Source organism: Kitasatospora sp. NPDC057738 (assembly GCF_042798815.1).
Lineage (GTDB): Bacteria > Actinomycetota > Actinomycetes > Streptomycetales > Streptomycetaceae > Kitasatospora > Kitasatospora lactacystinica.
Genome location: NZ_JBHVJT010000032.1, coordinates 25,365 through 52,236 on the forward strand (window position 1 = coordinate 25,365; position 26,872 = coordinate 52,236).

At 74.9% G+C, this 26,872-nt stretch carries 12 protein-coding genes; 1 reads left to right on the forward strand and 11 read right to left on the reverse strand.

The features are described 5' to 3' along the window. Window positions 1–9 precede the first annotated feature (9 nt). Window positions 10–684, reverse strand: a complete 675-nt coding sequence (locus ACFVGO_RS19060; protein ID WP_380632993.1) for a hypothetical protein — start codon at window positions 682–684, stop codon at window positions 10–12. An 85-nt stretch (window positions 685–769) separates the two neighbouring features. After that, window positions 770–1,423 (reverse strand): TetR/AcrR family transcriptional regulator, encoded by a 654-nt coding sequence (locus ACFVGO_RS19065; RefSeq protein WP_380632995.1) that lies wholly within the window; start codon window positions 1,421–1,423, stop codon window positions 770–772. 65 nt (window positions 1,424–1,488) lie between these two features. Here ACFVGO_RS19065 and ACFVGO_RS19070 point away from each other — a divergent pair, with 65 nt between their 5' ends. Beyond that, the gene (locus ACFVGO_RS19070; protein ID WP_359900998.1) at window positions 1,489–1,971 is read left to right on the forward strand and encodes an SRPBCC family protein; all 483 of its coding nucleotides are present in this window, start codon (window positions 1,489–1,491) and stop codon (window positions 1,969–1,971) included. 125 nt (window positions 1,972–2,096) lie between these two features. Here the strand turns inward: ACFVGO_RS19070 and ACFVGO_RS19075 are convergent, their stop codons facing one another. From ACFVGO_RS19075 to ACFVGO_RS19115, 9 genes are all read right to left on the reverse strand, one after another. Next, window positions 2,097–2,678 (reverse strand): hypothetical protein, encoded by a 582-nt coding sequence (locus ACFVGO_RS19075; RefSeq protein WP_380632998.1) that lies wholly within the window; start codon window positions 2,676–2,678, stop codon window positions 2,097–2,099. A 70-nt stretch (window positions 2,679–2,748) separates the two neighbouring features. Further along, the gene (locus ACFVGO_RS19080) at window positions 2,749–2,955 is read right to left on the reverse strand and encodes a cold-shock protein (RefSeq protein ID WP_380633041.1); all 207 of its coding nucleotides are present in this window, start codon (window positions 2,953–2,955) and stop codon (window positions 2,749–2,751) included. 558 nt (window positions 2,956–3,513) lie between these two features. Continuing rightward, complete coding sequence (locus tag ACFVGO_RS19085; protein WP_380633000.1) at window positions 3,514–6,117, reverse strand: response regulator; 2,604 nt, start codon at window positions 6,115–6,117, stop codon at window positions 3,514–3,516. A gap of 34 nt (window positions 6,118–6,151) precedes the next feature. Continuing rightward, a complete protein-coding gene (locus ACFVGO_RS19090) occupies window positions 6,152–6,697 on the reverse strand; it encodes a heme NO-binding domain-containing protein (RefSeq protein WP_359901007.1) in 546 nt (181 codons plus the stop codon). Continuing rightward, window positions 6,694–7,137 carry a nuclear transport factor 2 family protein gene (locus ACFVGO_RS19095; protein ID WP_380633002.1) on the reverse strand — a complete coding sequence of 148 codons (444 nt, stop codon included), beginning with the start codon at window positions 7,135–7,137 and terminating at the stop codon, window positions 6,694–6,696. Before ACFVGO_RS19095 ends, ACFVGO_RS19090 begins: the two co-directional genes overlap by 4 nt. Before the next feature lie 30 nt (window positions 7,138–7,167). Then, window positions 7,168–8,286 (reverse strand): phosphopantetheine-binding protein, encoded by a 1,119-nt coding sequence (locus ACFVGO_RS19100; RefSeq protein ID WP_380633004.1) that lies wholly within the window; start codon window positions 8,284–8,286, stop codon window positions 7,168–7,170. Between the two features lie 5 nt (window positions 8,287–8,291). After that, the gene (locus ACFVGO_RS19105; RefSeq protein WP_380633006.1) at window positions 8,292–11,162 is read right to left on the reverse strand and encodes a type I polyketide synthase; all 2,871 of its coding nucleotides are present in this window, start codon (window positions 11,160–11,162) and stop codon (window positions 8,292–8,294) included. Window positions 11,163–11,285: 123 nt separating this feature from the next. Then, entirely contained in the window at window positions 11,286–13,595 is a 2,310-nt protein-coding gene (locus tag ACFVGO_RS19110) for a zinc-binding dehydrogenase (RefSeq protein ID WP_380633008.1), read from the reverse strand. After that, on the reverse strand, window positions 13,592–26,812 hold the full coding sequence (locus tag ACFVGO_RS19115; RefSeq protein WP_380633010.1) for a type I polyketide synthase: 13,221 nt from the start codon (window positions 26,810–26,812) through the stop codon (window positions 13,592–13,594). The genes ACFVGO_RS19110 and ACFVGO_RS19115 overlap by 4 nt, the downstream gene beginning before the upstream one ends. Window positions 26,813–26,872: the final 60 nt, after the last annotated feature.

A 26,872-nucleotide genomic window follows, 5' to 3' on the forward strand; every position in this document is an offset into this window, starting at 1 on the left:
GGCCCGCACTCATTCATTCAATTCGGGGTAGTAGCCGAGCTGGTACGTCGACAGCTGGGAGACGGCGAGCTCTGCCTCGCCCCGGCAGATCACGCAGACGCGGTGCCGGTGGCATGCGGGGCAGTTGACCCGCCCGCGGGTCGCGTCGGGCCGCCAGCCGCGTCCCCCGCAGTCGTAGCACCAGCCCAGGCCTTCGCACTCGTAGCAGAGCACGAATCCGGCCGTGACGGTCTCGGCCGTGCGCACCGGCTCGGGCCGCCGGAACTCCTCCGGCTCGTACAGGGCCATCGCCGGTGTCTGCCCGCTGAACCACACGGTGGACGTGTGGTCGACCGTACGGATCTCGATGGTGCAGCCGTCGCGGTGGCCGGTGACCACGATGCGGGGCGTTCCCTTGGCGTCCTCCTGCGAGGTCGCGACCGTCCAGCCCGCGGAGTGGAGCAGCGCGGCCGCGCGAGCGGCGGTGTCGGCGGCGCCGGCATTCGCGGGGCGCTTCCCCGTGCTGCTGCTGACCGAGTACCGGTAGCGGAGCGGTTCGTGCCAGTCGACGACCTGTGGCGTGTCGAGCAGCGGCAGGCCGGGATCGCTGCCGGGGGCCAAGTCGTCGATCAGCTCGACCAGTTGTGACCGCAGGGCCCGGCCCAGCCGGTCCAGCTCTTCCCGTGCGCCCGGTACGGGCCCCATGACGCCCCCTCCTCGCCCGGCCCGGCCGTTGCCGGGCGGCCCGCTCGATCCCCGGGAGTCTATGCGGTGTTCGTCTCACCGAGCGTCAAGGACGGTGGGGGCCGAGCCGGGTGAGGAGGTCGTCGGCGCACTCCTCGGCGAGTTCCTCGGCGTGTTCGGGGAGTTGCGCGCCGGCCCGCAGGTGGCGTCGGACCAGCGAGAGCGGTAGCTCGATCAGGGCGAGCACCACGCGTTCGACGGACCGGGGGTCCTCGGTGGGCGACCCGGCCCCCAGCAGCGCGGCGAGGGCGGCGAGCGCGCCGTGCACGCTCCGGTTGCCGAGATCCGCGCGCAGCCGGTGTTCCTCCGACCAGTCCGCGCGCCCGAAGTCGTCGGGGCCGTAGAGGAGCAGGGCCGCCTCCTGCGGGTGGGCCCGGGCCCATGCGACCACCTGGCGGGCCGCCGCCCGCGCGGTCTGCCGCGCGTCGGCGGTCGTGGTGAGCGGTACGGGGTCGAGGTCCTTGCCGAGTACCGTGCCGAAGGCCGCGAGGTAGCCCTGCTGGAACCGGTCGACGGTCCGCAGCCAGAGTTCGGCGAGCAGGGCGCTCCGTCCCGGGAAGCGGTAGTACACCGAGCCGCTCGGGGCTCCGACCTCTCCCGCGACCGCGGCCATGGTCACCGCGGCCGGGCCGGACTCGGCGGCCAGCCGGACGGCGGCGTCGAGAAGCTGGTCGGAGTCGAAGCGGGGTGGTCTCGCCATGAGTTGGAGGGTACTCTCCACAATAATTAGAGAGCAGTCTCTATAACTGCCCGGAAGGTGAGCCGATGGCTGTCCACAACGTGCACGAACGCCTGCTGCCCGCGAAGGAGACCGAGGTGGGGGCGCTGATCGACACCCTGGCCGGCACCGGCGACCTGCTGTGGCCGCAGGACACGTGGCCCCCGATGCGCTTCGACCGTCCACTCGCCGTGGGCGCCGTCGGTGGGCACGGCCCGGTCCGCTACACCGTCGACGCGTACGTCCCCGCGGCATGGGTGCGCTTCGGCTTCACCGGGCCGCGCGGCTTCCACGGCTTCCACGAGTTCACCGCCACGGCCGTCGACGAGCGGTACACCCTGCTGCGCCACACGCTCGTCCTGACCGCCCGCGGCCCGGCACGACTCGGCTGGCCGCTCGCCTGGCGGCCGCTCCACGACGCGCTTCTGGAGGACAGCCTGGATCGCGCGGAGAAGGCCTGCACGGGCACGGTGGCCCGCCCGGCGCGGTGGAGCCCGTACGTACGGTTGCTGCGCGCGCTCGTTCGCTGATCGCCGGCCCGGGCCGGCCCGCCGAACCCGCCGCCCGGACAGGTGAGTTCCGCGGGGCCGGGGCCGGGGCCGCCGTGAGCCGGGGCCGCCGTGAGCCGGGGCCGCCGTGAGCCGGCCCCGGCTGGTCAGAGTCCGAAGTGCTCGACGGCCCGTTCGGCGACCTCGTCGGGCTCCAGGCGGGTGTTGTCGATCAGCAGGTGCGCACCCGGGACGTGCGCGAAGTCGTCGACCGAGTTGAGCCGGTACCTGGCGTCCATGTCGAGCAGATTGCCGTTGGACCAGTCCAGGTCGCGCTTGGACGGCTTCTCCGCCAGGCGGGTCTCCCCGGCGTTGCGCTCCAGCCGCACGCTCTGGTCGGCGGACAGCTCCAGGAACAGCACGCGCGAGCCGCGTTCGCGGAACGGGGCCGCGTAGCGCTCGACGAGTGCGGCGTCGTCCGGGTCGTCGAAGTCCCAGACCAGGGTGAACACCAGGCCGGGCAGGTCGCTGGCAGCGGCCTCGGCGGAGATCTGCTCACGGAAGTCGTGGTTGAGGCGCTGGAACTGCGGCGACCCGTAGGGGAACAGCCGCAGCAGCGGTTCGATGGTCAGGTGGTTGTGGAAGAGCTTGTACCCCGTGCGCGCGGCCACGGCCTCGCCCACGGTCATCTTCCCGACCGCGGCGGGCCCGATGACGAAGAGCAGGGTCGGGCTCGTGGTGTCGGGCATCGCGCCAGGACAGGGCTACGGAGCGATCTTGGTCGAGCGCGCCCCGGACACCCGCCGGATCGGCAACTCCTCAGTCGAGCGGGATGACGAGGACGGCCTGCGGGCCTTTGGGGGTCTGCTCGACCTGGTACTCGACCCGCTCGCCCTCCCGCAACGTGCGGTACCCGGTCCCGACGATGGCCGAGTAGTGGACGAACACGTCAGGACCGGGAACGTCCGGCACGATGAAGCCGTACCCCTTGTCGGCGTTGAACCACTTCACGGTGCCGAAGTTGATCAGGGCGCGGTGGGTCGCGGCCGGCGGCCCGGCAGCCGCCGCCCACCCCGGGGCGGCGGCCGCCAGCAGCGCGCCGAGCGCGAGGAGCGGGGCGCACACCAGGGCCGCCACACGGCCACGGCCACGGACGGGGACGGGGACGGGGACGGGGACGGAAGGTGACATCGGGGACCTCCTTGCGAGTCGTCGGCCGGCCGACACGGAGCGCGGCCGGTCCTCGCACCCGCGCCGGCGATGCGTTCGACCGCGCCGGGGACGCTGCGCCATGGGACTCCTCCTCGAACCCGGTGGTGACGGCGGGTCCAGGATCGTCCGGGCAGTCGGTGTGCCGGCAGGGCGTGCGAGGCGGGGCGTGGAGCATGCCGGTCCCGGCCAGTTGGGACACGCGCCCGCCGACAGCTCGGTAGGAAAACGACGGCAAGGGGTCAGGGGTTGGGCGGTCCTGATGGCATGGCATTGCCCGACGCGGTGAGCGCGGGCCGGTGCGCGGGTTCGCGGGCCGGTGCGGTGTGCGGGGGCCGTTACCGGCTTCGCGGGCCGGTGCGCGGGGCCCTCCCGTCACTCCACCGGCCGGGTGTCCCGGTCCGCGCTGCCGGACCGGCCCTCCAGGTCGGCGAGGACGCCGAACAGCTGGCTCTTCGCCCGCAGGAACTCGTCGTTGACGTCCTGCACGTCGAAGCTCTCGGTGGTTCCCGCGCGGGCCCTCTTCTCGATGTCCTCCGCCAGGCCGGACAGGGGTCCGGCTCCCAGGGCCCGGGCACTGGACTTGAGCGTGTGGGCGGCCCGCAGGGCTTCGTTCGGGAGCCCGTGCGCGATGGTGGAGATCAGCCCCGGGGCGTCGTCGACGAACAGCTGGGCGAGCTCCACGACCGATGACGTCCCGCCGATCTCGTCGCACAGTCTCGCCAGGACGTCCGGAATGACGGAGGCGGCCGGCGGGGCGGCTTCGGCGGGGGCGACCGCCGTCCCTCCGGCGGCGGGTGCGCGGCCCAGGGCCGCGGCCAGGCCGTCGCTCTTGATCGGCTTCGCCAGGTAGTCGTCCATTCCCGCGGCGAGGCAGGCTTCGCGGTCGCCCTGCATGGCGTTCGCCGTCATGGCGATGATGTAGGGGCGGCGACCGGGTTCGATCACCTGATTGATCTTCCGTGACGCTTCGAGGCCGTCCATGACGGGCATCTGGACGTCCATGAGCACCACGTCGTAGTCGCCGTCCCGGACGGCGTCGACGGCCTGGCTGCCGTCCTCGACGATCTCGGCGACGTAGCCGAGTTTCTTGAGCAGCAGTACGGCGAGCTGCTGGTTCACCGCGTTGTCCTCGGCGAGCAGGATCCGCAGATCGGTCGGCTCCCCGTTCACCGGGGAGGGCGGCGCGTTACGGGCCGCCCGCTCTCCCACGACCACGGACAGGAGCGTGTCGTGCAGTTGCGAGGCCCTGAGGGGCTTGGTCAGGACCGCCGAGAACTCCCGGTCGTCGATCGCGTGCCGGGAGGTCGCCAGCGAGGTCGCCAGGATGAGCGGCAGCCGCTGACGGCCGGGGATCCGGTGGATCCGGGCGGCCAGTTCCACGCCGTCCATGTTCGGCATCATCATGTCGAGGACGGCGACGTCGAACGGGTCGTTCGAGGTGAGGATCCGCAGTGACTCCTCGGGGGCGGACGCTTCGGTGGAGGTCATGTTCCAGGAGTCGGCGTGCCGCCGGATCACCTCGCGGTTCAGGTCGGTGTCGTCGACGATCAGCAGGCGCTTCAGCCGCAGGGGCTCTTCGACGGAGGGCGGCCGGTCGACCGCGCCGACGCCCAGGTCGATGGTGAAACCGAAGACCGATCCCACCCCGACCTCGCTCTTCACCTCCATGTTCCCGTTCATCATCTCCACGAGGCGTTTGCTGATGGCCAGGCCCAGCCCGGTGCCCCCGTACTTGCGCGTGGTGGAGGAATCGACCTGGCTGAAGTTCCTGAAGAGCCGGCCCATGCGGTCCTCGGGGATCCCGATGCCGGTGTCCGAGACGGCGAAGTGCAGCCTCGCCACGGTCGGGTCTCCCGGTCGGTCCTCGGCGGTCTTGACGGTGAGGACGACATGGCCGGATTCCGTGAACTTGACCGCGTTGGAGAGGAGGTTGGTCACGATCTGCCGCAGGCGCATCCCGTCGCCGACCACGCAGTCCGGAATGTCGGGGGCCACCAGGCAGGCGAGATCGAGGCCCTTCTCCGCGGCGCGGGCCGCGATGACGTCGATCGCGGACTCGACGGTGTCGCGGAGCGAGAACTGCCTGCTCTCCAGTTCCAGACCGCCGGCGTCGATCTTGGAGAAGTCCAGGACGTCGTTGATGATGCCGAGGAGGGCTTCGCCGCTGGAGTTGATGATCTCGGCGAAGTTCCGCTGCTCGGGCGTCAGCGCGGTGGCCAGCAGCAGTTCCGTCATGCCGATGACGGCGTTCATCGGGGTTCTGATCTCATGGCTCATGGTGGCGAGGAACTCGGTCTTGCTGCGGGCCGCGGTCTCGGCGACCAGGCGGGCGTTCTGCAGTTCCTGCTCCGCCCGCAGGCGTGCGGCCACCCGTGACACCTGGGCGCCGACCTGGCTCAGCAGGGCCGGCAGGATGTCGTCCTGACCGGCCGTTCCCGGTGGCGAGAGGAATTCGAGCACGAAGAGGACGTCCGATTCGTCGGACACCGGAAGCGTGAGGAAGCGGGTCATGCCGAGACCGCGGCAGGCTGCCAGGTAGTCGACTCCGACGTCCCCGGCGCCGATCTCGCCCGCCGCGATGTCACGGGTCAGCAGGGCGCGGCCCGCGGGCCCGTGTCCCGGCGGGACGGTGGGGGTGCCGGTCTCCCGGAGGGAGCCCAGCTGCCAGGGGTCGGCCGCCCACCAGTGCTGGGGATGCGAGGCGAGCACCCCGTGGTCCGGGACGAGCGACAGCGCGTGGCCGACCGGGAATCCCGCGAAGACGCAGACGCCCTTCACGGCGGCGAGGAGCGGGCCGTTCATGTCGACCGCGTTGTTGCAGGCCGCGGCGACGGATTCGAGCAGCTCCAGGCCGCGCTGCTTCCTGAGCTCCTGTTCCTTCGCGTCGTGCAGCTTGCGAATCATCTCCTCCGATATCAGCTCGGCCTGCCGCCGGGCGTCGCGTTCCTTCCGGAGCAGGTCCTCCAGGAGGGTCACGTGCCGATCCGCATCCCGCTGCTCCACTGCGCACTCACCCCTGTCGCGTGAGGGTGACCTCGAAGACGCACTCCGGGTCTCCTCGTCCGGTGCAGCTGGACTGGTCGATCCTGACGTCCTCCCCGAAGTGCTCGGCCGCCCCTTCGATGAGTCCTTCGCCGAACGCGCACAGCTGCCGTTGCGAGCTGTAGCTCATGACGAGGACACCGCTGGCGGGTGTCTCGAACCTGAAGCTGGGCACGGCGGCTCCGGGATACAGGCGCCGCACCTCCGGATGGATGATGTCCTCCAGGGTCAGCAGGAACGTCCGGGCGGAGCTGTGCCCGGCGAAGAACATCGGGTACCGTTCGGCGAAAATCGGCAGGGCTTCGCGGCCCAGCCAGCGGACGACCTCCGTCTCCGACTTCCCGAACATGGGCGCCGCGGCGGCCACGATGCTCATGAACTCCTCGTCGGGGTAGTTGCCGAGCGAGGTGTACGTTCCGTCGACGCCGGAGGCGTCGATCAGTTCCCCCCAGGCCAGCAGCCCGTACTGCCGGGAGACCACCTCGTTGAGGAGGTCGAAAACGACGCCCTTCATGCTGCCTCACCTCCGCTCTCCGGTCGGCCCTGGATCTGCCCGAGCTGGGAGAGCATCGTCATGACGTCCCAGTAGTAGACGGCCTCGGACATGAGTCCGTCCGCGTCCAGCCTGGCGATGACCGCGATGGCCACCGAGAACGTCCGGCCGACGGCGTCGGCGTTCCACATGCCGGCGACCTCGTTCACGACGGTGCCGGTCATGGTGAAGACGAACGCGCCGCGGTCGCCGGCGGAGAACGCGTCGTCGAGGCGGGCGGTCAGGTCCGCGTTGGTCATCCAGGACTTGTACAGCTCGTGGACCTGATCGCGGCCGTGGAGTTCGCAGTTGATGCCGGGCTCGGCGTAGTGCACGTCCCGGCTGTAGCAGCCGGCCGCTCCGTCGACGTCCTTCCGGTTGACGGCGTCGATCAGTCGCGCGAATACCTTGGTGTCCGTCATCGGGGTTCCCTCCGGGTTCGTGGGCGGTGGTCAGATCCAGCGGGCGGCGATGTCCGCGGCCTCGGCCGCGTGGGCCACCATGACCGAGTAGTGGTCGGCCGCCAGGTCGGCGCTCTCGACGCTGTCGGGCCAGTGGTTGTTCAGCCGGACGCCGTCGGTGTACGGGAGCGGTTCGGTGGCGCGGATGGAGTAGGTGGGGGCGGCCGTGCCGGGGAGCGGGTGGCCCCGCAGCATGCTGTAGTGCCAGCCGAAGGCGGTGAGCGCGGGGGTCTCCAGCGAGACGATGTCGGGCCAGGACTCCAGCAGGGACTTCGTGCCGCCGTTGAAGACCTCGTCGGACAGGTCCTCGGGGACGGGGGTGTCGATCAGCAGGACGGCCTCCGGCCCCGCGCCGCGGGACTCCAGTTCGGCGGCCACCAGCCGGGAGGCCCAGCCGCCGGAGCAGTACCCCACGAGCACGAACGGGGCCCCGTCGGCGCAGCGCTCCACCGCGGGGGCCATGGCCCGGCCCAGGGCCGCGGGCGACTCCGGGACGGCGTCGGGGCGGGCGTAGCCGGGGTAGCGCAGCGCGTGGACGTCGTGGAGGCCGAGGAAGCGCTTGGCGAAGCGGCTGTAGGTGAAGTTGCCGAGGAACGGCCCCAGCGAGTCCAGGCAGATGATCTTCCTGCTCTCCGGTCCGCGGGAGAGGCGGGCCGGGGGCGGTGGCGGGCCGGCGTCTTCGGCGCCGCTGTAGCGGGGGCGCAGGCGGGCCGCGGCGGCCAGGAAGTCGAGTGCTTCGACGGCTCTGCCCTCCTCGACGGTCCTGCGGAAGATGTCGCCGATGCCGTCGGCCGCGGGCGGGGCGGTGGACGGCGCCTCCTGGTCCTGCCGGGCGAGCGAGGCGCAGAGGAAGGCGGCGAGGTCGGCCGGGGTGGGGTTCTCGCCGACCACGCCGAGTTCGAATTCGAGGCCGGTCGCCTTTTCGAGGCCGTTGACCAGTCGGACGGTCATCAGTGAGTCGAAGCCGAGCTCCTGGAAGAGCTGGTCGTCGTCGATCTCCTCGACCGGCAGGTCCGAGATCGCGGCGGCGTGTTCCTTCACCAGCGCGATCATCGGTTCGAGCCGAGGGGGAGCGGAGGCGGGGGAAGCGGTGGCGGATTCCTGGTTCATGGTCGTCATCCGGTGGGATCGGGGGACGGTGGTGCGCCGCCGTCCGGCGGGGTGGGAGCGGAGGGGCGTGCGGGCCCGGGCCCGGGAGCGAGCCAGTAGCCGCGGCGCTGGAACGGATAGGTCGGGAGGTCCGCCGGGAGCGCGGACGTGCCGGGGAGCGCGGGCGTCCAGTCGACCGGGGCCCCGGCCACCCAGAGGGCGGCGAGGGAAAGCAGGAACGAGGTGGGCTCGTCGGCGTCGAGGCCGAGCGTTCCGGTGACGGTGACGGTGGCCGCCTGGCCCGGCGACGGCGCGCCCGGGGACGCCTCGCCCGGCGACGGCGCGCCGCCGCGGTACGCCTGGTGGTTCTCGGTGATGGCCGGGACCAGGACGGGCTGCGGGCCGAGGTCGACGAAGTGCCGGTATCCCGCCGCCAGCAACGAGCGGACGCACTCGTCGAACCGGACCGGCTCCCGCACGTTGGCGTACCAGTAGCCGGCGTCCAGGAGCTGGTGGTCGATCAGCTCGCCGGTGACGGTCGAGTGCAGCGGGATGCGGCCCTTGCGGGGGCGGAGGTCGGTGGCGGCCAGCAGGTCGGAGCGGACGGCCTCGACGGCCCCGGTGTGCGCGGCGACGCGGATGGGCAGCCGGTGCGCGGCGATCCGCTCCGTCCGGCAGTGGTCGAGCAGCTGCTCCAGGGCGTCGTCGGGGCCCGCGACCACCACGGAGGAGGGGCTGTTGACGGCGGCGACGGACAGCGCGGCGTGCAGCGCCGAGAGCAGTTCCGCGGCGCGCTCGGCGGACAGCGGGAGGGTCACCATGCCCCCGGTGCCCGCGATCCGGCCGAGGGCCCGGTCGCGCAGGGCGACCAGGGAGGCCGCGTCGTCGAGGGTGAGGGCGCCGGCGACGTGGGCGGCGGCGATCTCCCCCTGGGAGTGCCCGATGACGAGATCCGGTTCGACGCCGTGGTGGCGCCAGAGTGCCGCGAGGGCGACCGAGGTCGCGAAGAACAGCGGCTGGACGAGCTCCGGCCGCTCCAGCTCCGCCGTGGTGGCCGCGTCGCCGAACAGGTCGGACAGGCTGCGCCCGGTGTGCGGGCGCATGGCCCGGTCGCAGGCCTCGAACGCCTCGCGGAAGACGGCCGAGTCGTGGAGCAACTGCCGTCCCGCGGTCCACGACTGGGCGCCCTGGCCGGGGAAGACGAAGACCGTGCCACCGGGTTTGCGGGCGGCCGTGCCGGACACCAGGTGCCGGTGCGGGCGGTCCTCGGCGAGCGCGCGCAGGGCGTCGAGGAGCCGGGTGCGGTCGGCGGCGACGACGGCCGCCCGGTGGCGCAGCCGGGCGCGGGTCGTGGCGAGGTCGTGGGCGGCGTCGGCGGGGTGCAGCCCCGGGTGGGCCTCGGTGTACGCCGCCAGGACCGCGCCCTGGGCTTCGAGGGCGGCGGCGTTCCTGGCGGAGATCAGCCAGGGGACCGCACCGTCGCGGTGGGGCGGTTCGGCGGGCGGGCTCCCGGCGGGGGGAGCCGCTTCGACGACGAGGTGGGCGTTGGTGCCGCTGATGCCGAAGGAGGACACCGCCGCGCGCGCGGGCCGTCCGGTGTCGGGCCACGGTTGCGGGCCGGTGAGGAGCTCGACGGCGCCGGAGTCCCAGTCGACGTAGCTGCTCGGCCGGTCGACGTGGAGGGTGCGGGGGACGGTGCCGTGCTGGATCGCGAGGAGCATCTTGATGACGGAGGCGACGCCGGCGGCGGCCTGGGTGTGGCCGATGTTGGACTTGAGCGAGCCGAGCAGCAGCGGCCGGTCCGGCGGGCGGCCGCGGCCGTACGTGGCGAGTACGGCCTGGGCCTCGATCGGGTCGCCCAGTCTGGTGCCCGTCCCGTGCGCCTCCAGGACGTCGACGTCCGCGGGGGTGAGCCCGGCGTCCGCCAGGGCCCGTCGGATGACCTTCTGCTGGGCCGGACCGCTGGGCGCGGTGAGGCCGTTGCTGGCGCCGTCCTGGTTGACGGCGCTGCCCCGGAGCACGGCGCGTACGGGGTGGTCGTGGCGGCGGGCGTCGGAGAGGCGTTCCAGGACCAGCAGGCCGGCGCCCTCGGCCATGCCCATGCCGTCGGCGGTGTCGGCGAACGCCTTGCACCGGCCGTCGGCGGCCAGGCCGCGCTGGCGGGAGAACCCGATGAAGGGACGCGGTGTCGCCATCACCGTGACGCCGCCGGCGAGCGCCAGGTCGCACTCGCCCGCGCGCAGGGCCTGACGGGCGAGGTGGATCGCGACCAGCGAGGACGAGCAGGCGGTGTCGACGGAGAGCGTGGGGCCCTCCAGCCCGAGCAGGTAGGCGATGCGGCCGGAGACGACGCTGGTGGCGCTTCCGGTGACGAGGTGGCCCTCGACCCGGCTGTCGTCCCACCAGGCCTCCCCGTAGTCCTGCCAGGACACCCCGGCGTAGACGCCGGTGTCGGTGCCGCGCAGTGCGGCGGGGTCGATGCGGGAGCGTTCGAGGGCCTCCCAGGCCACTTCGAGCAGGACGCGCTGCTGGGGGTCCATCGCGAGGGCTTCGCGCGGGGTGATGCCGAAGAACCCGGCGTCGAAGTCCTGCGGGCGGGAGAGGAACCCGCCGCGCGTGGTGGTGGAGGTGCCCGAGCGGTCGGGGTCCGGGGAGTACAGCTCGTCCAGCGGCCAGCCCCGGTCGTCGGGGAACGCGCCGACGGCGTCCCGGCCCTCGTCGACGAGCCGCCACAGCCCGGCGGGCGAGTCGACCCCGCCGGGCAGCCGGCACCCGCACCCGATGACGGCCACCGGATCGCCGGAGCCCGCCTCGGCGGCCTTCAGGCGGTCACGGAGCCTGTCGATCTCGGCGACGGCGCGCTTGAGGTAGGTGCGGATCTCCTCCTGTTCCGCCATGGTTCGGTCCTGCCTTTCGCGTGGGTGGGGGGAGGGGCCGGGGGTGCGCCGGGCCGGCCGGAGCCCGGGCCCGCCGCCGGTACGGGTGGTGACGGCACGGGCGGTGACGGCACGGCAAGGGGCTCAGCCGCCCTCGGCGGGTCCGGTGTCCGGCGCGGCCTCGGCGGGTCCGGTGTCCGGCGCGGCCTCGGCCGCGGTCAGGACGGGGGCGTCCGTGTGGCGGGACGTCTCGTAGAGGCGGGCGAGGAGGGCGGCGCGGTGCGGTTCGGGGGCCGACGGCAGCACCACCAGCGTGGCGGCGAGCCCCAGCGAGTGTCGGTGATCGACCAGCGATTCCAGCGCGGCGAGGCCCCGTACCGGGTCGTCCGGGACGCGGGCCGGGCCGTTCGGGCCCGAGGTGGCGATCAACAGGAAGGTTTCCAGGGGGAGTTCGAGGGTCGACCGGTGCAGGATCGCGGCGGCGCCGGCCGGTTCGCCAGCCGCCGGTTCGCCACTCGCCCGTTCGTCGCCGTCCGGTCCGCCGCCGTCCGGCGCCGTCCGGTCGTCGGCGGCGGTGTGCACGACGGCGGTCAGCGGGGCCACGGCCGAGGCGTCGGCCAGGACCTGCCGCACGGCGTCCGGGTCGGTGGGATCGGCGTTCACCGGATGGAGCTCGGCCGGCCGGCCGGCCAGCCGCGACCGGAGCCGGGCGAGGCCCTCGTCGTCCTCGTCGTGGGGCGCGAGGAGCCAGATGTGCCGGGAGCCCCGGCCGGTGGCGAGGTGGTCGGCCAGCGGCACGGTGTCGGCGAGCGGGCCGACCAGCAGGACGCCGTCCCGCGCGTCCTCGGGCGGCGGGATCCGCAGCACCAGCTTGCCGGTGTGCCGCGCCCGGCTCATGTGGTGGAAGGCGGCGATGGCGTCCTGGACGTCGAAGACGTGGACGGTGGGCGGGTGGAGCACTCCGGTGGCGAAGAGCTCCCGCAGGTCGTGCAGGATTCCGGCGAGTTGCGGCGGTCCGGCCGCCTCCCGGAGGTCGAAGGGCAGGTAGGAGACGCCGGGGTGGTCCCGGGCGATGTCGTCGGGGTCGCGCGGGTCGGTCTTGCCCATCTCCACGAACCGGCCTCCCGGACGCAGCAGACGCAGGGAGGCGTCGGTCGCCTCGCGGGCGAGGGCGTTGAGGACGACGTCGACGCCCCGGCCGGAGGTGGCGTCCAGGAACTCCCGCTCGAAGCCGGTGTCCCGGGAGGAGGCGATGTGGTCGTCGTCCAGGCCCAGCCACCGCAGGGCCGGGTGCTTGGGCGGGCTCGCCGTGCCGAACACCTCGGCGCCCGCGTGGCGGGCGAGCCGGACGGCGGCACTGCCGACGCCACCGGAGGCGCAGTGGACCAGGACGCGTTCTCCGGCCGTCAGCCGGCCGAGGTCGAACAGCCCGTAGGAGGCGGTGGCGAAGGCCACCGGGACGGCGGCGGCGCGGGCGGCCGGCCAGCCCGGGGGCACCGTGACGAGCAGCGGCTCGTCGGTCACGGCGACGGGGCCGAACGCACCGGTGAGCAGGCCCATCACCCGGTCGCCGGGCTTCAGCCGGGTGACGTCCGGGCCGGTGTCGAGCACCGTGCCGGCCCCCTCGGCGCCCAGCGGTCCCGGGTCGCCGGGGTAGAGGCCGAGCGCGTCCAGGACGTCGCGGAAGTTGATCCCGGCGGCCTGCACCGCCACCCGCACCTGGCTGCCCACGAGGGGTGCGCCGACCTCCTCGCAGGAGTCGAGGGCGAGGCAGTCCAGGGTCCCCTTGCCGATCAGGCTCAGCCGCCAGGGCGGTGGGCCGGGCAGCGCGAGCCGGACGTGTCCCGGGGGGAGGGGCAGGAGCGCGGCCGGAACGGACTCCGGCGCGAGGACCTCGCCGGCTCTGATCGCCAGCTGGGAGCGCGGGCAGCCGAGCGCCGCGGTGAGGGCCCGGAGGGAGGCCGGGTGCCCGTCGAGGTCGACCAGCGCGAACCGGCCGGGCCGTGCGCCGGCCGAGGCCAGCACGCGCTCCCGCAGGACGCCCTGCCGCGGATCCGTCACCCGGTCGGTGTCGCGGGCCAGGACGGCGCCCCGGGTGAGGACGACCAGGCGGGGCGCCCGTTCCTGCGGCAGGGCGAGGGCGGCCTCGACGAGGGCCAGCGTCCGGTCGGCCGCGCCAGCCGCCGGTACCACCAGGACCCCCGTCGGCAGCCCGGCCCGCGGACCGGGGGTCAGCAGCGGGACGTCCGGGTGGGCCGCGCGCACCTCCTCGGCGGCCGCCGAGGGCCCGGCGGTAGGGGACAGCACCGCCCAGGCGGAGGGGGCGGCGCCGGCCGGGGCGGGGTCCCAGCGGATCTGCGCGAAGGACGGGTCGCGGCCCGGGGCTCCGTCCCGGCCGGCAGTGGCCCGGACGAGGCCGTTGAACGGCAGGGTGCGGGGGGCGGTGGCAGTCATTCCTGGATCCCGTCGATGGCGGCGAAGAGCGCGGCGTCCTCGGCGGTCTCGGCCCAGTGGGTCGCCGGCTCCGGTTCGGTGGCCCCTTCCGCCGGCTCGGCGGCGGAGACGGGCCGCAGGTCCGCCAGGAGGCGGGCGGCGAGCGCCCCGGGCGTGGGGTGGTCGAAGACCGCCGTGATCGGCAGCGCGGCCCCGGTGGCCCGGTTGACCCGGTTGCGCAGCTCGACGGCGGTGAGCGAGTCGAAGCCCAGGTCGGCGAAGGGCGCGTCGGCGTCGATGTCGTCCGTCGAGGAATGGCCGAGGACCTGGACGACCTCGCTGCGCACCAGGTCGGTGAGGAGCCTCCCGGCCTCCTTCGGGTCGGCGTCGGCGAGCCGGCGGGGCAGGGTCCGCTCATCGGCCTCGGTGGCCTCGACGGCCTGCGTGCTCTGCTGCCGGGGCCGGACGAGGTCGCGCAACAGCGGTGACGCGGCGCCGTCGTGGTGCAGGGCCACGCCGCTCAGCCGCAGGGGCAGCAGGACGGCCTCGTCGAGGCGCTGTGCCTCGTCGAGGAGCGCGAGGTTGTGGGCGGCGGGCAGTTCGGCGATGCCCAGGTGCTCCAGCCGTCGCAGCGCGGTGGCGTCCAGGTGGCCGGTCATGGCGCTGCGCTCCGCCCACAGGCCCCACGGCAGGGACAGGGCCGGCAGGTGCAGGCCGCGCCGGTACTCGGCGAACGCGTCGAGGAAGGAGTTGGCCGCCGCGTAGTGGGCCTGCCCGGGGGTCCCGAAGACCCCGGCCGCGCCGGAGAACAGGACGAAGGCGGCCGGGGCGTGCGCCAGGGTGGCCAGGTGGAGGTTGATCACGCCATCGACCTTGGGCCGCAGCACCGCGGTCACCTGCTCGTCCGTCAGCTTGGCCACGGTGCTGTCGTTCAGGGTGCCCGCGGCGTGTACGACGGCGGTGAGGGGCTGGTCGCCGAGACGGGCGGCGAGGACGGCGTCCAGCTGCGCGCGGTCGGCGGTGTCGCACGCGGCGATGGTGCAGTCCGCGCCCAGGTCGGTGAGCTCGGCCCGCAGGGTGTCGGCGCCGGCGGCGGCCTCGCCGCCCCGGCTGAGCAGGAGCAGGTGGCGCACGCCCTGCTCGGCGACCAGGTGGCGGGCGAGCAGCCGGCCGAGGGTGCCGGTGCCGCCGGAGATCAGGACGGTGCCGTCCGGGCCGTACGGCAGTGGCGTGGGCGGCGGGACGGCGGCCCGGGTGAGCCGGGGTGCGTACACCACGCCTTCGCACAGGGCGAGTTGCGGCTCGGTGTCGAGCGGGAGCGTGGCCAGCGCCGATGCGTCGGGCTGTCCGGTCGCGGGGTCGACGACGCGGCCGAAGTCGTCGACGTCGAAGAGGGTGAACTGCCCCGGAGCCTCGTTCTGCGCGGAGCGGACCAGGCCCCAGACCGCGGCGGCGACCGGGTCGGGCGTCTCACCGGGGACGGTCGCGACGGCCCGGTGGGTGAGCACGACCAGCCGGCCGGTGGCCAGGCTCTCCTGGGCGAGCCAGCTCTGCAGCAGCTCCAGCGTCCGCCGGACGGCGGCGTGGACGGCGGGGGCGAGGCCCTCCGGCCCCGGGTCGCCGGTCGGCAGGGGGTGCAGCACCAGGTCGGGGGCGGGCCGGGCGGAGCCGAGGTCCGCCACGAGGGCCGCCGGGTCCGGGTGGAGCGGCGGGGGCCAGCCGCCGTCCGGCCGGGGCCCGGGAGCGGCGCCGAGCCACACCGCGCCCGGCTGCCGGCCGGACGGGGTGGCGGAGGCCACGGGCTTCCAGGAGAGGCGGTACAGCCCCTCGCCGCCGAGACGTCGGCGCGGAGCCCGGGCGCCGGCCGGCCGCATGACCAGGCGTTCGATCCGCAGCACCGGGTTGCCGTCCCCGTCGCGGATGTCGACGGTGACGCTCCGCTCGTCCAGCGGCCGGATGCGGGTGCGCAGTGTTCGCGCGCCGGGCCGGTGGAGCTGGACACCGCCCCAGTGGAAGGGGAGTTCGACGCCGGCCGGGCGGCGGACCAGCAGGCCCTGGAGGGCCGCGTCGAGCAGGGCCGGGTGCAGGGCGAAGGCGGGGTCCTCGGCGGCCGGGGCGTCGGGGAGCCGGGCCTCGGTGAAGATGTCCTGGCCGCGCCGCCAGATCCCGGTCAGCGCCCGGAAGGCCGGGCCGTAGTCGTAGCCGCGCAGGCCGACGCCGGCGTAGAACTCGTCCACGTCCAGCGGAACGCTGTGGTCGGGGGGCCAGGACTCGGGCGCCGGCGCGTCGGGCGGCGAAGCGGAGGCGGCGAGGACGCCTCGCGCGTGCAGGGTCCAGGGTTCGCCGGTGACGGCGGTGTGCGGCCGGGAGTGGACGGTGACGCTCCGCCGGCCGGTGGGGTCCGGGCCGCCGACGGTGAGGTGGAGCTGGGTGCCGTCCTCCTCGCCCAGGTGGAGCGGGGCGAGGAGGGTCAGTTCGGTCAGGTGCGGGCAGCCGGACTCCCGGCCCGCGTGCAGGGCGAGGTCGACGAAGGCCGTGCCGGGCAGGATCGGGGCGCCGTGGAGGGCGTGGTCGCGCAGCCAGGGGTGGGTGCCCGGGCCGGCCCGGCCGGTCAGGACCAGGCCGTCGTTCTCGGGGTCGGGCAGGCTGATGTCCAGGACCGGGTGGTCGGTGGAGGCCGCGCCGAGGGTGGCCGCGCGTTCCTGCCGGGTGTCGCCGCCCGAGGTGTCGACCCAGAAGCGCCGCCGCTGGAAGGCGTAGGTCGGCAGGTCCGACGGCTGCCCGGGGTGGTGCGGGTTGAGCGCGGCGGTCTCGACGGCGACCCCCTCGACGTGGGCTCGGGCGACGGCCGCCGTGACGTGGCGCAGCGTGCCCTCGCCGCGGTGCAGGGTGGGCAGGGCCGTGGCCGGCCGGTCCGCCTCGTCCGCGATCTCCAGCACCGCGCTGGACAGCAGCGGGTGGGCGCTGGGTTCGACGAAGAACCGGTAGCCGTCCTGGAGGAGGGCCCGGGCGGCCAGGTCGAACCGGACCGGTTCGCGGAGGTTGCGGTACCAGTAGGCGGCGTCCAGTTCGGCCGCGTCCACCGCGGCGCCGGTGACCGAGGAGTAGAAGTCCAGCTCCCCGGCGGCGGGGGCCACCGGGGCCAGCAACTCCACCAGCTCGGTGCGCAGTTCGTCGACCTGGGGGGAGTGGGCGGCGTAGCTGACCGGGATCCGGCGCGCCCTGACCCGGTCGGCGGCGCACTCCTCCCGCAGGGCCTCCAGCTCGTCCGCCGGGCCCGCGACCACCACGGCCCGGGGGCTGTTGACCGTGGCGACGGTGAGCCCGGGGTACGGTTCCAGCCGCTGCAGCGCCTCCTCGTGGGAGAGTTGGAGGGCGAGCAGGCCGTGGTCGCCCTCCAGACGGGTCAGGGCGCTGCTGCGCAGGGCGACCACGCGGGCGGCGTCGGTCGGCGAGAGGACACCGGCGAAGCAGGCGGCGGCGATCTCGCCCTGGGAGTGCCCGACCACGGCGTTCGGCCTGACCCCGGCGGCGTGCCAGAGCCGGGCGAGGGAGAGCTGGACGGCGAAGAGCGCGGGCTGGACCACGTCCACCCGGTCCAGCAGTTCGGCGCCGGCCCCCGGCGAGAGCGCGTGCCGCAGCGACCAGTCGGTGTACGGCGCCAGGGCGTCGGCGCACTGGGTGATGCTGTCGGCGAAGACCGGGCTCTCCTCGATCAGCCGGGCCGCCATGCCGGGCCACTGCGAGCCCTGGCCGGCGAACACGAACACCGTCCGGCCCTCGGCGGCCCGTCCGGTGACCAGGTCCGGGTCGGTGTCCCCGCTCGCGAGCGCGCCGAGCGCCCGCAGGCAGCCGTCCAGGTCGGGGGCGGTGATCGCGGCCCGGTGGGCCAGGCGGGCGCGGCCGGTGGCCAGGGCGTGGCCGACGGCTTCGGCGGAGGAGGGCGGGAAGGCGTCGAGGTGGCGGCGCAGCTTCTCCGCCTGGGCCCTGAGGGCGGCTTCGCTGTGCCCGCTGACCAGCCAGACGGGTGGCGCCAGGACGGGCGGCCGGACGGTCGGGGCGGCGGTCGGGACGGCGGCCGGTTCCGGTTCCGCCGGGGCCTGTTCGACGATCAGGTGGGCGTTGGTGCCGCTCACCCCGAAGGCCGAGACGGCGGCGCGGCGCGGTCGGCCGGTGTCCGGCCAGGGAACGCTCTCGGAGAGGATCCGCACGGCGCCGGTGCCCCAGTCGACGTGCGGGGTCGGGGTCGCGGCGTGCAGGGTCCTGGGCAGGACGGCGTGCTGCAGCGCCAGGACGCTCTTGATCAGCCCGGCGACGCCGGCGGCGGCCTGGGTGTGGCCGACGTTGGACTTGAGGGAGCCGAGGTGGGCCGGCCGGTCGGCGGCGCGGTCGCGACCGTAGGTGGCCAGCAGGGCCTCGGCCTCGATCGGGTCGCCCAGGGTGGTGCCGGTGCCGTGGGCCTCGATCAGGTCGACGTCCCCGCTGCTCAGCCCGGCCCGTTCCAGGGCCTGGCGGATGACGCGCTCCTGGGACTTCCCGTTGGGCGCGGTCAGGCCGTTGCTGGCGCCGTCCTGGTTGACGGCACCCGCGCGGATCACCGCCAGGACCGGGTGGCCGTTGCGGCGGGCGTCGGAGAGCCGTTCCAGGACGACCGTTCCCGCGCCCTCGGCGAACCCGGTGCCGTCGGCCTCGGCCGCGAAGGAGCGGCAGCGACCGTCGGGGGACAGCGCCCGCTGCCGGGAGAACTCGATGAACAGCCCGGGCGAGGCGATCACGGTGACCCCGCCGGCCAGGGCCAGGGCGCTGTCGCCCAGGAGCAGCGACTGGCAGGCCAGGTGCACGGCCACCAGGGACGAGGAGCAGGCGGTGTCGACCGAGACGGCGGGCCCTTCGAGCCCGAGGACGTAGGCGACCCGCCCCGAGATCACGCTCAGCGGTTTGCCGGTGGTGAGGTAGCCCTGCATCTCCTTGGGCGCCTCGTGCGAGCGGGAGCCGTAGTCCTGGTAGACGGCGCCGGCGAACACCCCGGTGGAGCTTCCGCGCAGCGACCAGGGATCGATCCCGGCCCGCTCCAGCGCCTCCCAGGACGTTTCGAGCAGCAGCCGCTGCTGGGGGTCCATGGAGAGGGCCTCGCGGGGCGAAACGCCGAAGAACTCGGCGTCGAAGTCGGCCGCGCCGGTGAGGAACCCGCCCGTGGTGACGTAGCTCTTGCCGTGCGCGGCGGGGTCGGCGTCGTACAGTCCGGCGAGGTCCCAGCCGCGGTCGTCGGGGAACGAGGAGATGGCGTCGGTGCCGGCCTCCAGCAGCGTCCACAGCTCCTGCGGGGTGTCGACCCCGCCGGGCAGCCGGCAGGCCATGCCGATGACGGCGATCGGCTCGACGGCGGAGCGGGGCTCGGTGACCGCCGCCGGGACCTGCCGGGCCGTCCGGTCCGCGGCCTTCCCCGGTGCCTCGCCGCCGTCCAGCCGGGCGTGCAGGTGGGAGGCCAGGGCGGCGGGCGTCGGATGGCTGAACGCCAGGCCGGTCGGCAGGCGCAGGCCGGTCGAGCGGGCCAGGCGGTTGCGCAGCTGGACGGCGGCCAGGGAGTCCAGGCCGAGCTCCTTGAACGGCCGGTTCGGGGCGATCGAGTCGGGCGTGCGGTGGCCGAGGACGGCCGCGGTGGTGGAGCGCACGAGGTCGGCCAGCACCTGCCGCTGACGGGCGGACGGCAGCTGCGGATAGTCGGCGGGCAGCCCCGCGGCGGCGCGGCCGGAGTCCTCGCTCCGCTCCTGCCGGGCCCGCTGGACGGGTGCGAGGTCGTCCAGGAACGGGTTGGGACGGTCGGCCGCCCGGGCGGCCAGGAACACCGGCCAGTCGAAGCGGGCCAGGGTGATCCGTGGTTCGCGTCCGGCGGCCAGGGCGGTCAGCTCGGCGGCGGTCGACTCGGGGGTGAGCGAGAGCAGCCCGCGCTCGGTCATCCAGTCGCCGTGTCCGGCACCGAGGCCGCCGGGGGCGTAGCCCCAGGCGATGGAGGTGGCCGCCAGGCCCTGGGCCCGACGGGCCTCGGCGAGCGCGTCGAGGTACGCGTTGGCCGCGCCGTACCCGCTGTGGCCGCCCATGCCGACGGTGCCGAGGACCGAGGAGTAGAGGACGAAGGCATCGAGGTCGAGGCCTTCGGTGAGGTCGTGCAGGTGCTGCGCCCCCTGGGCCTTGACGGCCAGCACCTGTTCCAGGTGATCCTGCGTCAGTTGGTCGATCATGGCGGTCGACAGCACGCCCGAGGTGTGCACGACGCCCGTCAACGGCTCGTCCGGTGGGACGGCGTCGAGGACGGCGGCGAGCGCGTCCCGGTCGCGGACGTCGCAGGCGGTCACGCTCACCCGGCTTCCCAGGGCGGTCAGTTCGGCCGTGAGCTCGCCCGCGCCCGCGGCGTCCGCGCCGTGCCGGCTGAGCAGCAGCAGGTACGGGGCGCCGGCGGCGGCCAGGGCCCGGGCCGCGTGGGAGCCGAGGAAGCCCGTCCCACCGGTGATGAGGACCGTTCCCCGGGGCTGCCAGCCGGGGCCCGGCGGGAGTGCGGCCTGCCGCAGCCGCCAGACGCAGCCGCCCCGGGACCGGACCGCGACCTGGTCCTCCGGGCCCGCCACGGCCAGGACGGCGCAGGCCCGGCGCAGGCTCTCCGGATCCGGTCCGAGCGGGAGGTCCAGCAGGCCGGCCCAGCGGTCGGGATACTCCTGGGCGGCGGCGCGGCCGAACCCCCAGAGCGCCGCCTGGGCGGGGTCGACCACGCGGTCGCACTCGTCGACGCGGACGGCCTCGCGGGTGGCGCACCACACGGGGGCTTCCGCGCCCAGGTCGTCCAGGGCCTGGAGCAGGGCGGCGGTGTCGGCCAGCAGACGGCTCGGTCGCGACTGTTCGGGCGGCCGGTGGGAGAGGAACGAGACGACGGTGCCCGGCCGCGGGGCGTCCGCCCCGCCGTCCAGCAGGCGGGCCGCCCCGGCGCGGTCGGTGCCCGGCGGCAGCACCACGGTGCGGACGTCGGCGCCGTCGGAGGCCAGGGCGGTGGCCAGGGCCCGCGGCCAGGGCCCCGCGTCCGGGCCCGGGGTGACCAGCAGCCAGTCGCCCCGGGCGGTCGACGCGGGCTGGGCGGCCATCGGCACCCAGGAGCCGGTGAAGCACGAATCGCCCAGGCGGGCCCGGGAGTTCCGGGAGCCGTGCCAGGCGGCGAGCGCCGGGAGGACGTCGTGGACCGGGGCCTCGTCGGCCAGCCCCAGCAGGGCGGCCACCGCGGTGGTGTCCCGGCGCTCCACGGCCTCCCACAGCGACCGTTCCTCCCCGTCCCCGTCCGGCCGGGCGCCGTCGGGGGCCTCCGGCACGGCGGGCAGCCAGTAGCGCTCCCGCTGGAAGGCGTAGGTGGGCAGCGCGACCCGCCGGGCCCCGCCGAGCACCGGCGTCCAGTCCACCGGCAGGCCGTGGCACCAGGCCCGTGCGAGGGCCAGCAGCAGGTCGGCGGGTTCCCCGGCGTCCCGGTGCAGCGAGGGGAGCACGGTGACGTCCGGCGGCGGCTCGGCGCTGTCGGCGGTCTCCTGGACGCCGACCGCCAGCAGGGGGTGCGGACTCATCTCGACGAAGGTGTCGTGCCCCGCGGCGAGCAGGGCCCGGACGGTGGACTCGAAGCGGACCGGGCTGCGCAGGTTGGTGAACCAGTACGCGGCGTCCAGCAGGCGGGCCGGGTCCGTGTCCGCGGTGACGGTCGAGTAGAACGGGATCCGCGCGGGCCGCGGGACGATCGCGGCCAGGGCCCTGGTCAGGGGCTCGTGCAGGACGTCGACGTCGGCGCAGTGCGAGGCGTAGTCGACCGCGATCCGGGCGATGCGCACGCCCTCCTCGTCGCACCGGGCGAGGAGGCGCTCCAGCTCGTCGCGCGGTCCGGAAACCACGGTGGACGTGGGGCCGTTGTACACCGCGATGCCGAGGCCGGGACAGCCGTCCCGCAGCCGCTCCTCGACCTCGGCGGCCGACAGCCTCAGGGAGGCCATCGCCCCGTCGGTGGCCAGCGTGCCGACCAGCCGGCTCCGGGTCACGGTGGCCAGGACGGCGTCCTCCAGGGTCAGCGCACCGGCCACCCAGGCGGCGGCCAGCTCGCCCTGGGAGTGCCCGACCACGGCGTCCGGAGCCACCCCGTGCGCGCGCCAGACCTCGGCGAGCCCGGTCATGACGGTGAACAGGGCGGGCTGCACCACGTCGTCGCGCTCCAGGGACGGGGCCGTCGGCTCCTGTGCCAGCACCGACCGCAGCGACCAGTCGCAGTGCGCGGACAGGGCCCGGTCGCAGGCGTCGACGTGCGCGCGGAACACCGGCGAGGCGGCCAGCAGGCCGCGCGCCATGCCGGCCCACTGCGAACCCTGGCCGGGGAAGACGAAGACCGTCCGGTGACCGGGCCGGGCCTCGGCCTCGACGGCCTCCCGGGAGGCGGCGCCGTCGGCGTCGGCCGAGCGGGCCAGGGCGTCCAGGGCCGCAGACAGGGCCTGCACGTCGTCGCCGACCACGGCCGCCCGGTGGTCGAGCGCGGTCCGGGTGGTGAGCAGGGACCAGCCGATGTCCCGGGGGTCCGCCCCCGGGTCGTCCCGCAGGAACTCGGCCAGCCGCCCGGCCTGGGCGCGCAGCGCCCGCGGATCGGCGGCGCTGAGCGCCCACGAGAGGGCGGACGCGCCCCACTTCGCGCCGGGGCGGTCGCCAGGGCGGTCGCCGGGGCCGTTGTCGGGGCGGCCGTCGGGGCGGTGGTCGTCGGAGCGGTCGTCGGGTGCCGCCGGAACGCCGTCCGGAGCCTCTTCGAGGACGACGTGGACGTTGGTGCCGCTGATCCCGAAGGAGGAGACGCCCGCCCGCCGGGGGACCGGCCCCCGCGGCCAGCGGACGCGCTCGGTCAGCAGCCGCACCCGCGCCGCCTCCCAGTCGACGCGGGTCGAGGGCGCGTCGATGTGCAGGCTGGCGGGCAACTCCTCGTGCTGGAGCGCGAGCACCATCTTCACCAGACCGGCGACTCCGGCGGCGGCCTGCGCATGGCCGATGTTCGACTTGAGCGAGCCCAGCAGCAGGGGGCGGCCGGCGTCCCGGCCCTCGCCGTAGGCCCGGCCCAGCGCCTGGGCCTCGATCGGGTCGCCGAGCGTCGTCCCGGTGCCGTGGGCCTCGACCGCGTCCACGGAGGCGGGACCCACACCCGCCTGCGCGAGCGCGCGCCGGACGACCCGCTCCTGCGCGGGCCCGCTGGGAGCACTGAGACCGCTGCTCGCACCGTCCTGGTTGACGGCGCTGCCGAGCAGGACCCCCAGGACCGGATGGCCCTGGCGGCGCGCGTCGGAGAGCCGTTCCAGCAGGACCAGGGCCGCGCCCTCGCTCCACGCCGTGCCGTCGGCCGCGTCGGCGAACGGTTTGCACCGGCCGTCGGGCGCCAGCCCGCGTTGGCGGGAGAACTCGATCCACATGCCCGGCGAGGAGAGCACGGCCACCCCACCGGCCAGCGCCAGCCCGCACTCGCCGGAGCGCAGCGACCGGCAGGCCAGGTGGACGGCCGCGAGCGAGGAGGAGCACGCGGTGTCGACGGTCAGCGCGGGCCCGTGGAGACCGAAGGCGTACGCCAGCCGACCGGAGGCCACGCTGGTGGTGGTCCCGGTCAGGGCGTAGCCGGCGCCCTCGCCGGACGCCTGCTGCATCCGCGGGCCGTACTCCTGGGCGGTCGCACCGATGAACACGCCGGTGTCGCTGCCCCGCAGCGAATCGGCGGGGATGCCGGCGCGCTCGAACGTCTCCCAGGCGGTCTCCAGCAGCAGGCGCTGCTGGGGGTCCATCGCCAGCGCCTCGCGCGGGGAGATGCCGAACAGGCCGGCGTCGAACTGCGCGGCGTCGTACAGGAAGCAGCCCTGGCGCACGTACGTCCTCCCGGACGCGTCGGGGTCATCGGAGAACAGCCCGTCGAGGTCCCAGCCCCGGTCACGGGGGAAGTCCGCGACGGCGTCCCGGCCCTCGCGCACCAGGCCCCACAGCTCCTGCGGGGACCCGACGCCGCCGGGCAGCCGGCAGCCGAGCGCGACGACGGCCACCGGATCACGGCCCTGCTCCGGGAGACCGGCGGACGGATCCTCGGCCCGGGAGGTCCGCCCGTCCCCGGCGGCCAGCAGCCGGACCACCTCGGTCGCCGCGGCGCGCGGGGTCGGGTGGTCGTACGTCAGGGTGTCCGGCAGCGTCCGCCCGACGGCCGTACCGAGTTCCACGGAAAGCTGCACGGCGGTGAGGGAGTTCATCCCGAGGTCCGCGAACGAGCGGCGCGGATCGATCCGTTCGCCGGCCGGGTAGCCGAGCAGGGCGCCGGTGCGGCTCAGGAGCAGGTCCAGGACGGCCCGTTCGGGATCCGGGCCGGCGAGGGCGGCGAGGCCCGGTGACAGGTGCGTCGGGTCCGTGGGCGAGGCCGCAGGCTCGGTCGGTGCGGTCGGTGCGGTCGGTGCTGCGGCGGGCGGGCGGCCGGTCTCCGCGGGAACGGCGGCGTCCGCGGCCCCCTCGGGCGTCAGCCAGTGCTCCCTGCGCTGGAAGGCGTACGTCGGCAACGCGATCCGCCGTGCGGGCAGGCGCCCGAAGACCGCGGACCAGTCGACCGGGACCCCGTGGACGTACAGGTCCGCCAACGCCCCCGACAGCGCGGCCGGTTCCGGGACCGTGTCGCTGAGCAGCGCGATCGTGCCGCGGTGGTCCGCTCCCTCCGCCTCCAGGCAGCGCCCCGCCATCGTGGTCAGGGTGGCGTCGGGTCCGAGCTCCAGGAAGTGGGCGGCCCCGCTCCGGGCGGCGGCGCGGACGGCGTCGCAGAACCGTACGGTTCCCCGCAGTTGATCGACCCAGTACCCGGCCGTGCACAGGTCCTCCCCGCGCGCCGGGGCGCCGGTCAGCGAGGAGACCACCGGCACCTCCGGCGGCCGGAACCGGATCGACGCGACGACCTCCGCGAACTCGTCCAGCACCTCGTCGACCTGGGGCGAGTGGAAGCCCTTGGCCACCCGGAGGATCCTGGTGCGCGCTCCGCGGCGCCCGAACGCCTCGGCCGTCGCGCGCACACCGCTCGCCTCCCCCGACACGACGACGGCCCGGGGGCCGTTCACGGCGGCGAGCGAAACCCGACCGCTCCACTCGTCCAGCAGCGGGGCGATCTCCTCCTCGGTGGCCTCGATCGCCGCCATCGCCCCCTCCGGGAGCGCGCTCATCAACCGACCGCGCTGCGCCACCAGCAACGCCGCGTCCGGCAGGGAGAACACGCCCGCGACGAACGCCGCGGACAGCTCCCCGATCGAGTGGCCGAGCAGGACGTCCGGGTGGATCCCCCAGCTGGTCAGCAGCCGGTGGAGCGCGACCTCGAACGCGAAGAGCGCCGGCTGGGTGTAGGCGGTGTCGTCCAGCAGCGCCGCCTCGTCGCCACCCGGGTCGGCGAACACCACGGACGCCAGCGGGCGGGGGAGGTGAGCGTCCAACGCCGCGGCCACCTCGTCGAAGGCCGCCGCGAACACCGGCTGGTGCCGGTGCAGTCCGCGGCCCATCGCGGGACGCTGGCTGCCCTGTCCCGTGAAGACGAAGGCGACGCCCTGCCGACCGCACGTCTCGCCGGTGCGGACGAGGGGTGAGGGGCTCCCCGCGGCGACGTGGGACAGTCCCTCCCGCAGCGCGTCCTGCCCATCGGCGACGACGGCCGCGCGCCAGTCGAAGTGGGTCCGGGTCGTCGCCAGCGAGTACGCGACGTCGAGCGATTCCGGCGGCGTGCCCCACAGGGCGCCCGGAGCAGCCGGGGCCGGATCCTCGACGCCCTTGACGCCGTCGGTGGCCTCGACGCCCTCGGTGGCCCGGACCGCCGAGGTCAACTGGCCGAGCAGCGTGCGGGCCTGGGCCTGCAGGGCCTCCCGCGTCCGCCCGGACAGCACATGGACGTGCTCCGAGCGCACCCGGTCCGCCCGCGGCTCCGTTCCGTCCGTCCCCGGGGCCTCGGACACCACCACGTGGCAGTTGGTGCCGCCGAGCCCGAAGGAGTCGACGGCGGCGACCAGCGGCACCCGCCGGGGCGACCAGTCCTCCAGGGCGAGCGGAACCCGCAGGTTCAGGTCCCCCAGCCGGATGAGCCGGGACGGCTCCCGGTAGTTCGGCTGCGGGACGATCGCCCGGTGCCAGACCGAGAGAGCGGCCTTGATGAAGCCCGCGATCCCCGCCGCGGCCTCCAGGTGACCGATGGCGGCCTTGACCGAGCCGACCGCCACCGGGTGTCCGCTGTCGTGGGCGGCGCCCAGCGTGCCGCCCACGGACCTCGCCTCCACCACGTCGCCGGTCGGCGTCCCGGTGGCGTGGAGTTCCACGAACTGCACCGAGTCGAGGGTCCCGGCGCGGTCGTTCACCCGGCGCAGCAGCTCCTGCTGCGCCTCGACGCTGGGGTGCGTCAGACCCGGCCCGCCGCCGTCGTTGTTGACGCCGCTGCCCCGGACGACGCAGTAGATCCGGTCTCCGTCCGCCAGTGCCGCGGACAGGGGTTTGAGCAGGACGACCCCCGCGCCCTCGCCGGGCACGAAGCCGTTGGCATCCTTGTCCAACGGCCGGCAGCGGCCGTCGGGTGAGAGGGCGCCGAACTGCCCGGCTCCCGCTGCCCCGTCCTGATCGAGCAGCAGACTGACGCCGCCCGCCAGGGCGGCTTCGGAGTCTCCGTTCAGGAGGGACTCGCAGGCCAGGTGAAGGGCCACCAGGGACGACGACTGCCCGGTGTCCACCGTCATGCTCGGACCGCCGAGCCGCAGCGCGTAGGACACCCGGTTGGCGATCATGCTGCGCTGGAGCCCCGCGAAGGTGTGCAGACCGTAGCCGCCCGCGCCCTGACGCCGTGTGATCACGGCGTAGTCGTCGCGCATGGCCCCGAAGTAGACGCCGGTGTCGAGCCCGCTCAGTGCGGACGGCCGGATTCCGGCGTCCTCGATGCTCTCCCAGGCCACTTCGAGGGCCAGCCGCTGCTGCGGATCGAGCGCGGCCGCCTCCTTCGGCGAGATCCCGAAGAAGTCGGCATCGAACTCCGCCGGATTCTCGATGAATCCACCGGAGCGGGGGCGGTTCGGGAGCCGCGCCCGGGAATCGTCGGGCGGTGCGGAGATCGCACTGGCGCCAACGGTCAGGAGGGACCAGTAGGACCGGACATCGGGTGCCGAGGGGAAACGGCAGCTCATCCCGACGACGGCGATTCTGTCGTCCACGGACATCACGCTCCTCCACCCGCGGCGCATCGGGTCGCACCGGGGCGCACCGGATCGGGC

What these genes read in the sequence shown, in the direction of transcription:
- ACFVGO_RS19100 (WP_380633004.1), bottom strand. Translation starts at nt 8,286, where the DNA reads ATGAACCAGGAATCCGCCACCGCTTCCCCCGCCTCCGCTCCCCCTCGG.
- ACFVGO_RS19070 (WP_359900998.1), top strand. Translation starts at nt 1,489, where the DNA reads ATGGCTGTCCACAACGTGCACGAACGCCTGCTGCCCGCGAAGGAGACC.
- ACFVGO_RS19110 (WP_380633008.1), bottom strand. Translation starts at nt 13,595, where the DNA reads ATGACTGCCACCGCCCCCCGCACCCTGCCGTTCAACGGCCTCGTCCGG.
- ACFVGO_RS19090 (WP_359901007.1), bottom strand. Translation starts at nt 6,697, where the DNA reads ATGAAGGGCGTCGTTTTCGACCTCCTCAACGAGGTGGTCTCCCGGCAG.
- ACFVGO_RS19095 (WP_380633002.1), bottom strand. Translation starts at nt 7,137, where the DNA reads ATGACGGACACCAAGGTATTCGCGCGACTGATCGACGCCGTCAACCGG.
- ACFVGO_RS19065 (WP_380632995.1), bottom strand. Translation starts at nt 1,423, where the DNA reads ATGGCGAGACCACCCCGCTTCGACTCCGACCAGCTTCTCGACGCCGCC.
- ACFVGO_RS19060 (WP_380632993.1), bottom strand. Translation starts at nt 684, where the DNA reads ATGGGGCCCGTACCGGGCGCACGGGAAGAGCTGGACCGGCTGGGCCGG.
- ACFVGO_RS19075 (WP_380632998.1), bottom strand. Translation starts at nt 2,678, where the DNA reads ATGCCCGACACCACGAGCCCGACCCTGCTCTTCGTCATCGGGCCCGCC.
- ACFVGO_RS19105 (WP_380633006.1), bottom strand. Translation starts at nt 11,162, where the DNA reads ATGGCGGAACAGGAGGAGATCCGCACCTACCTCAAGCGCGCCGTCGCC.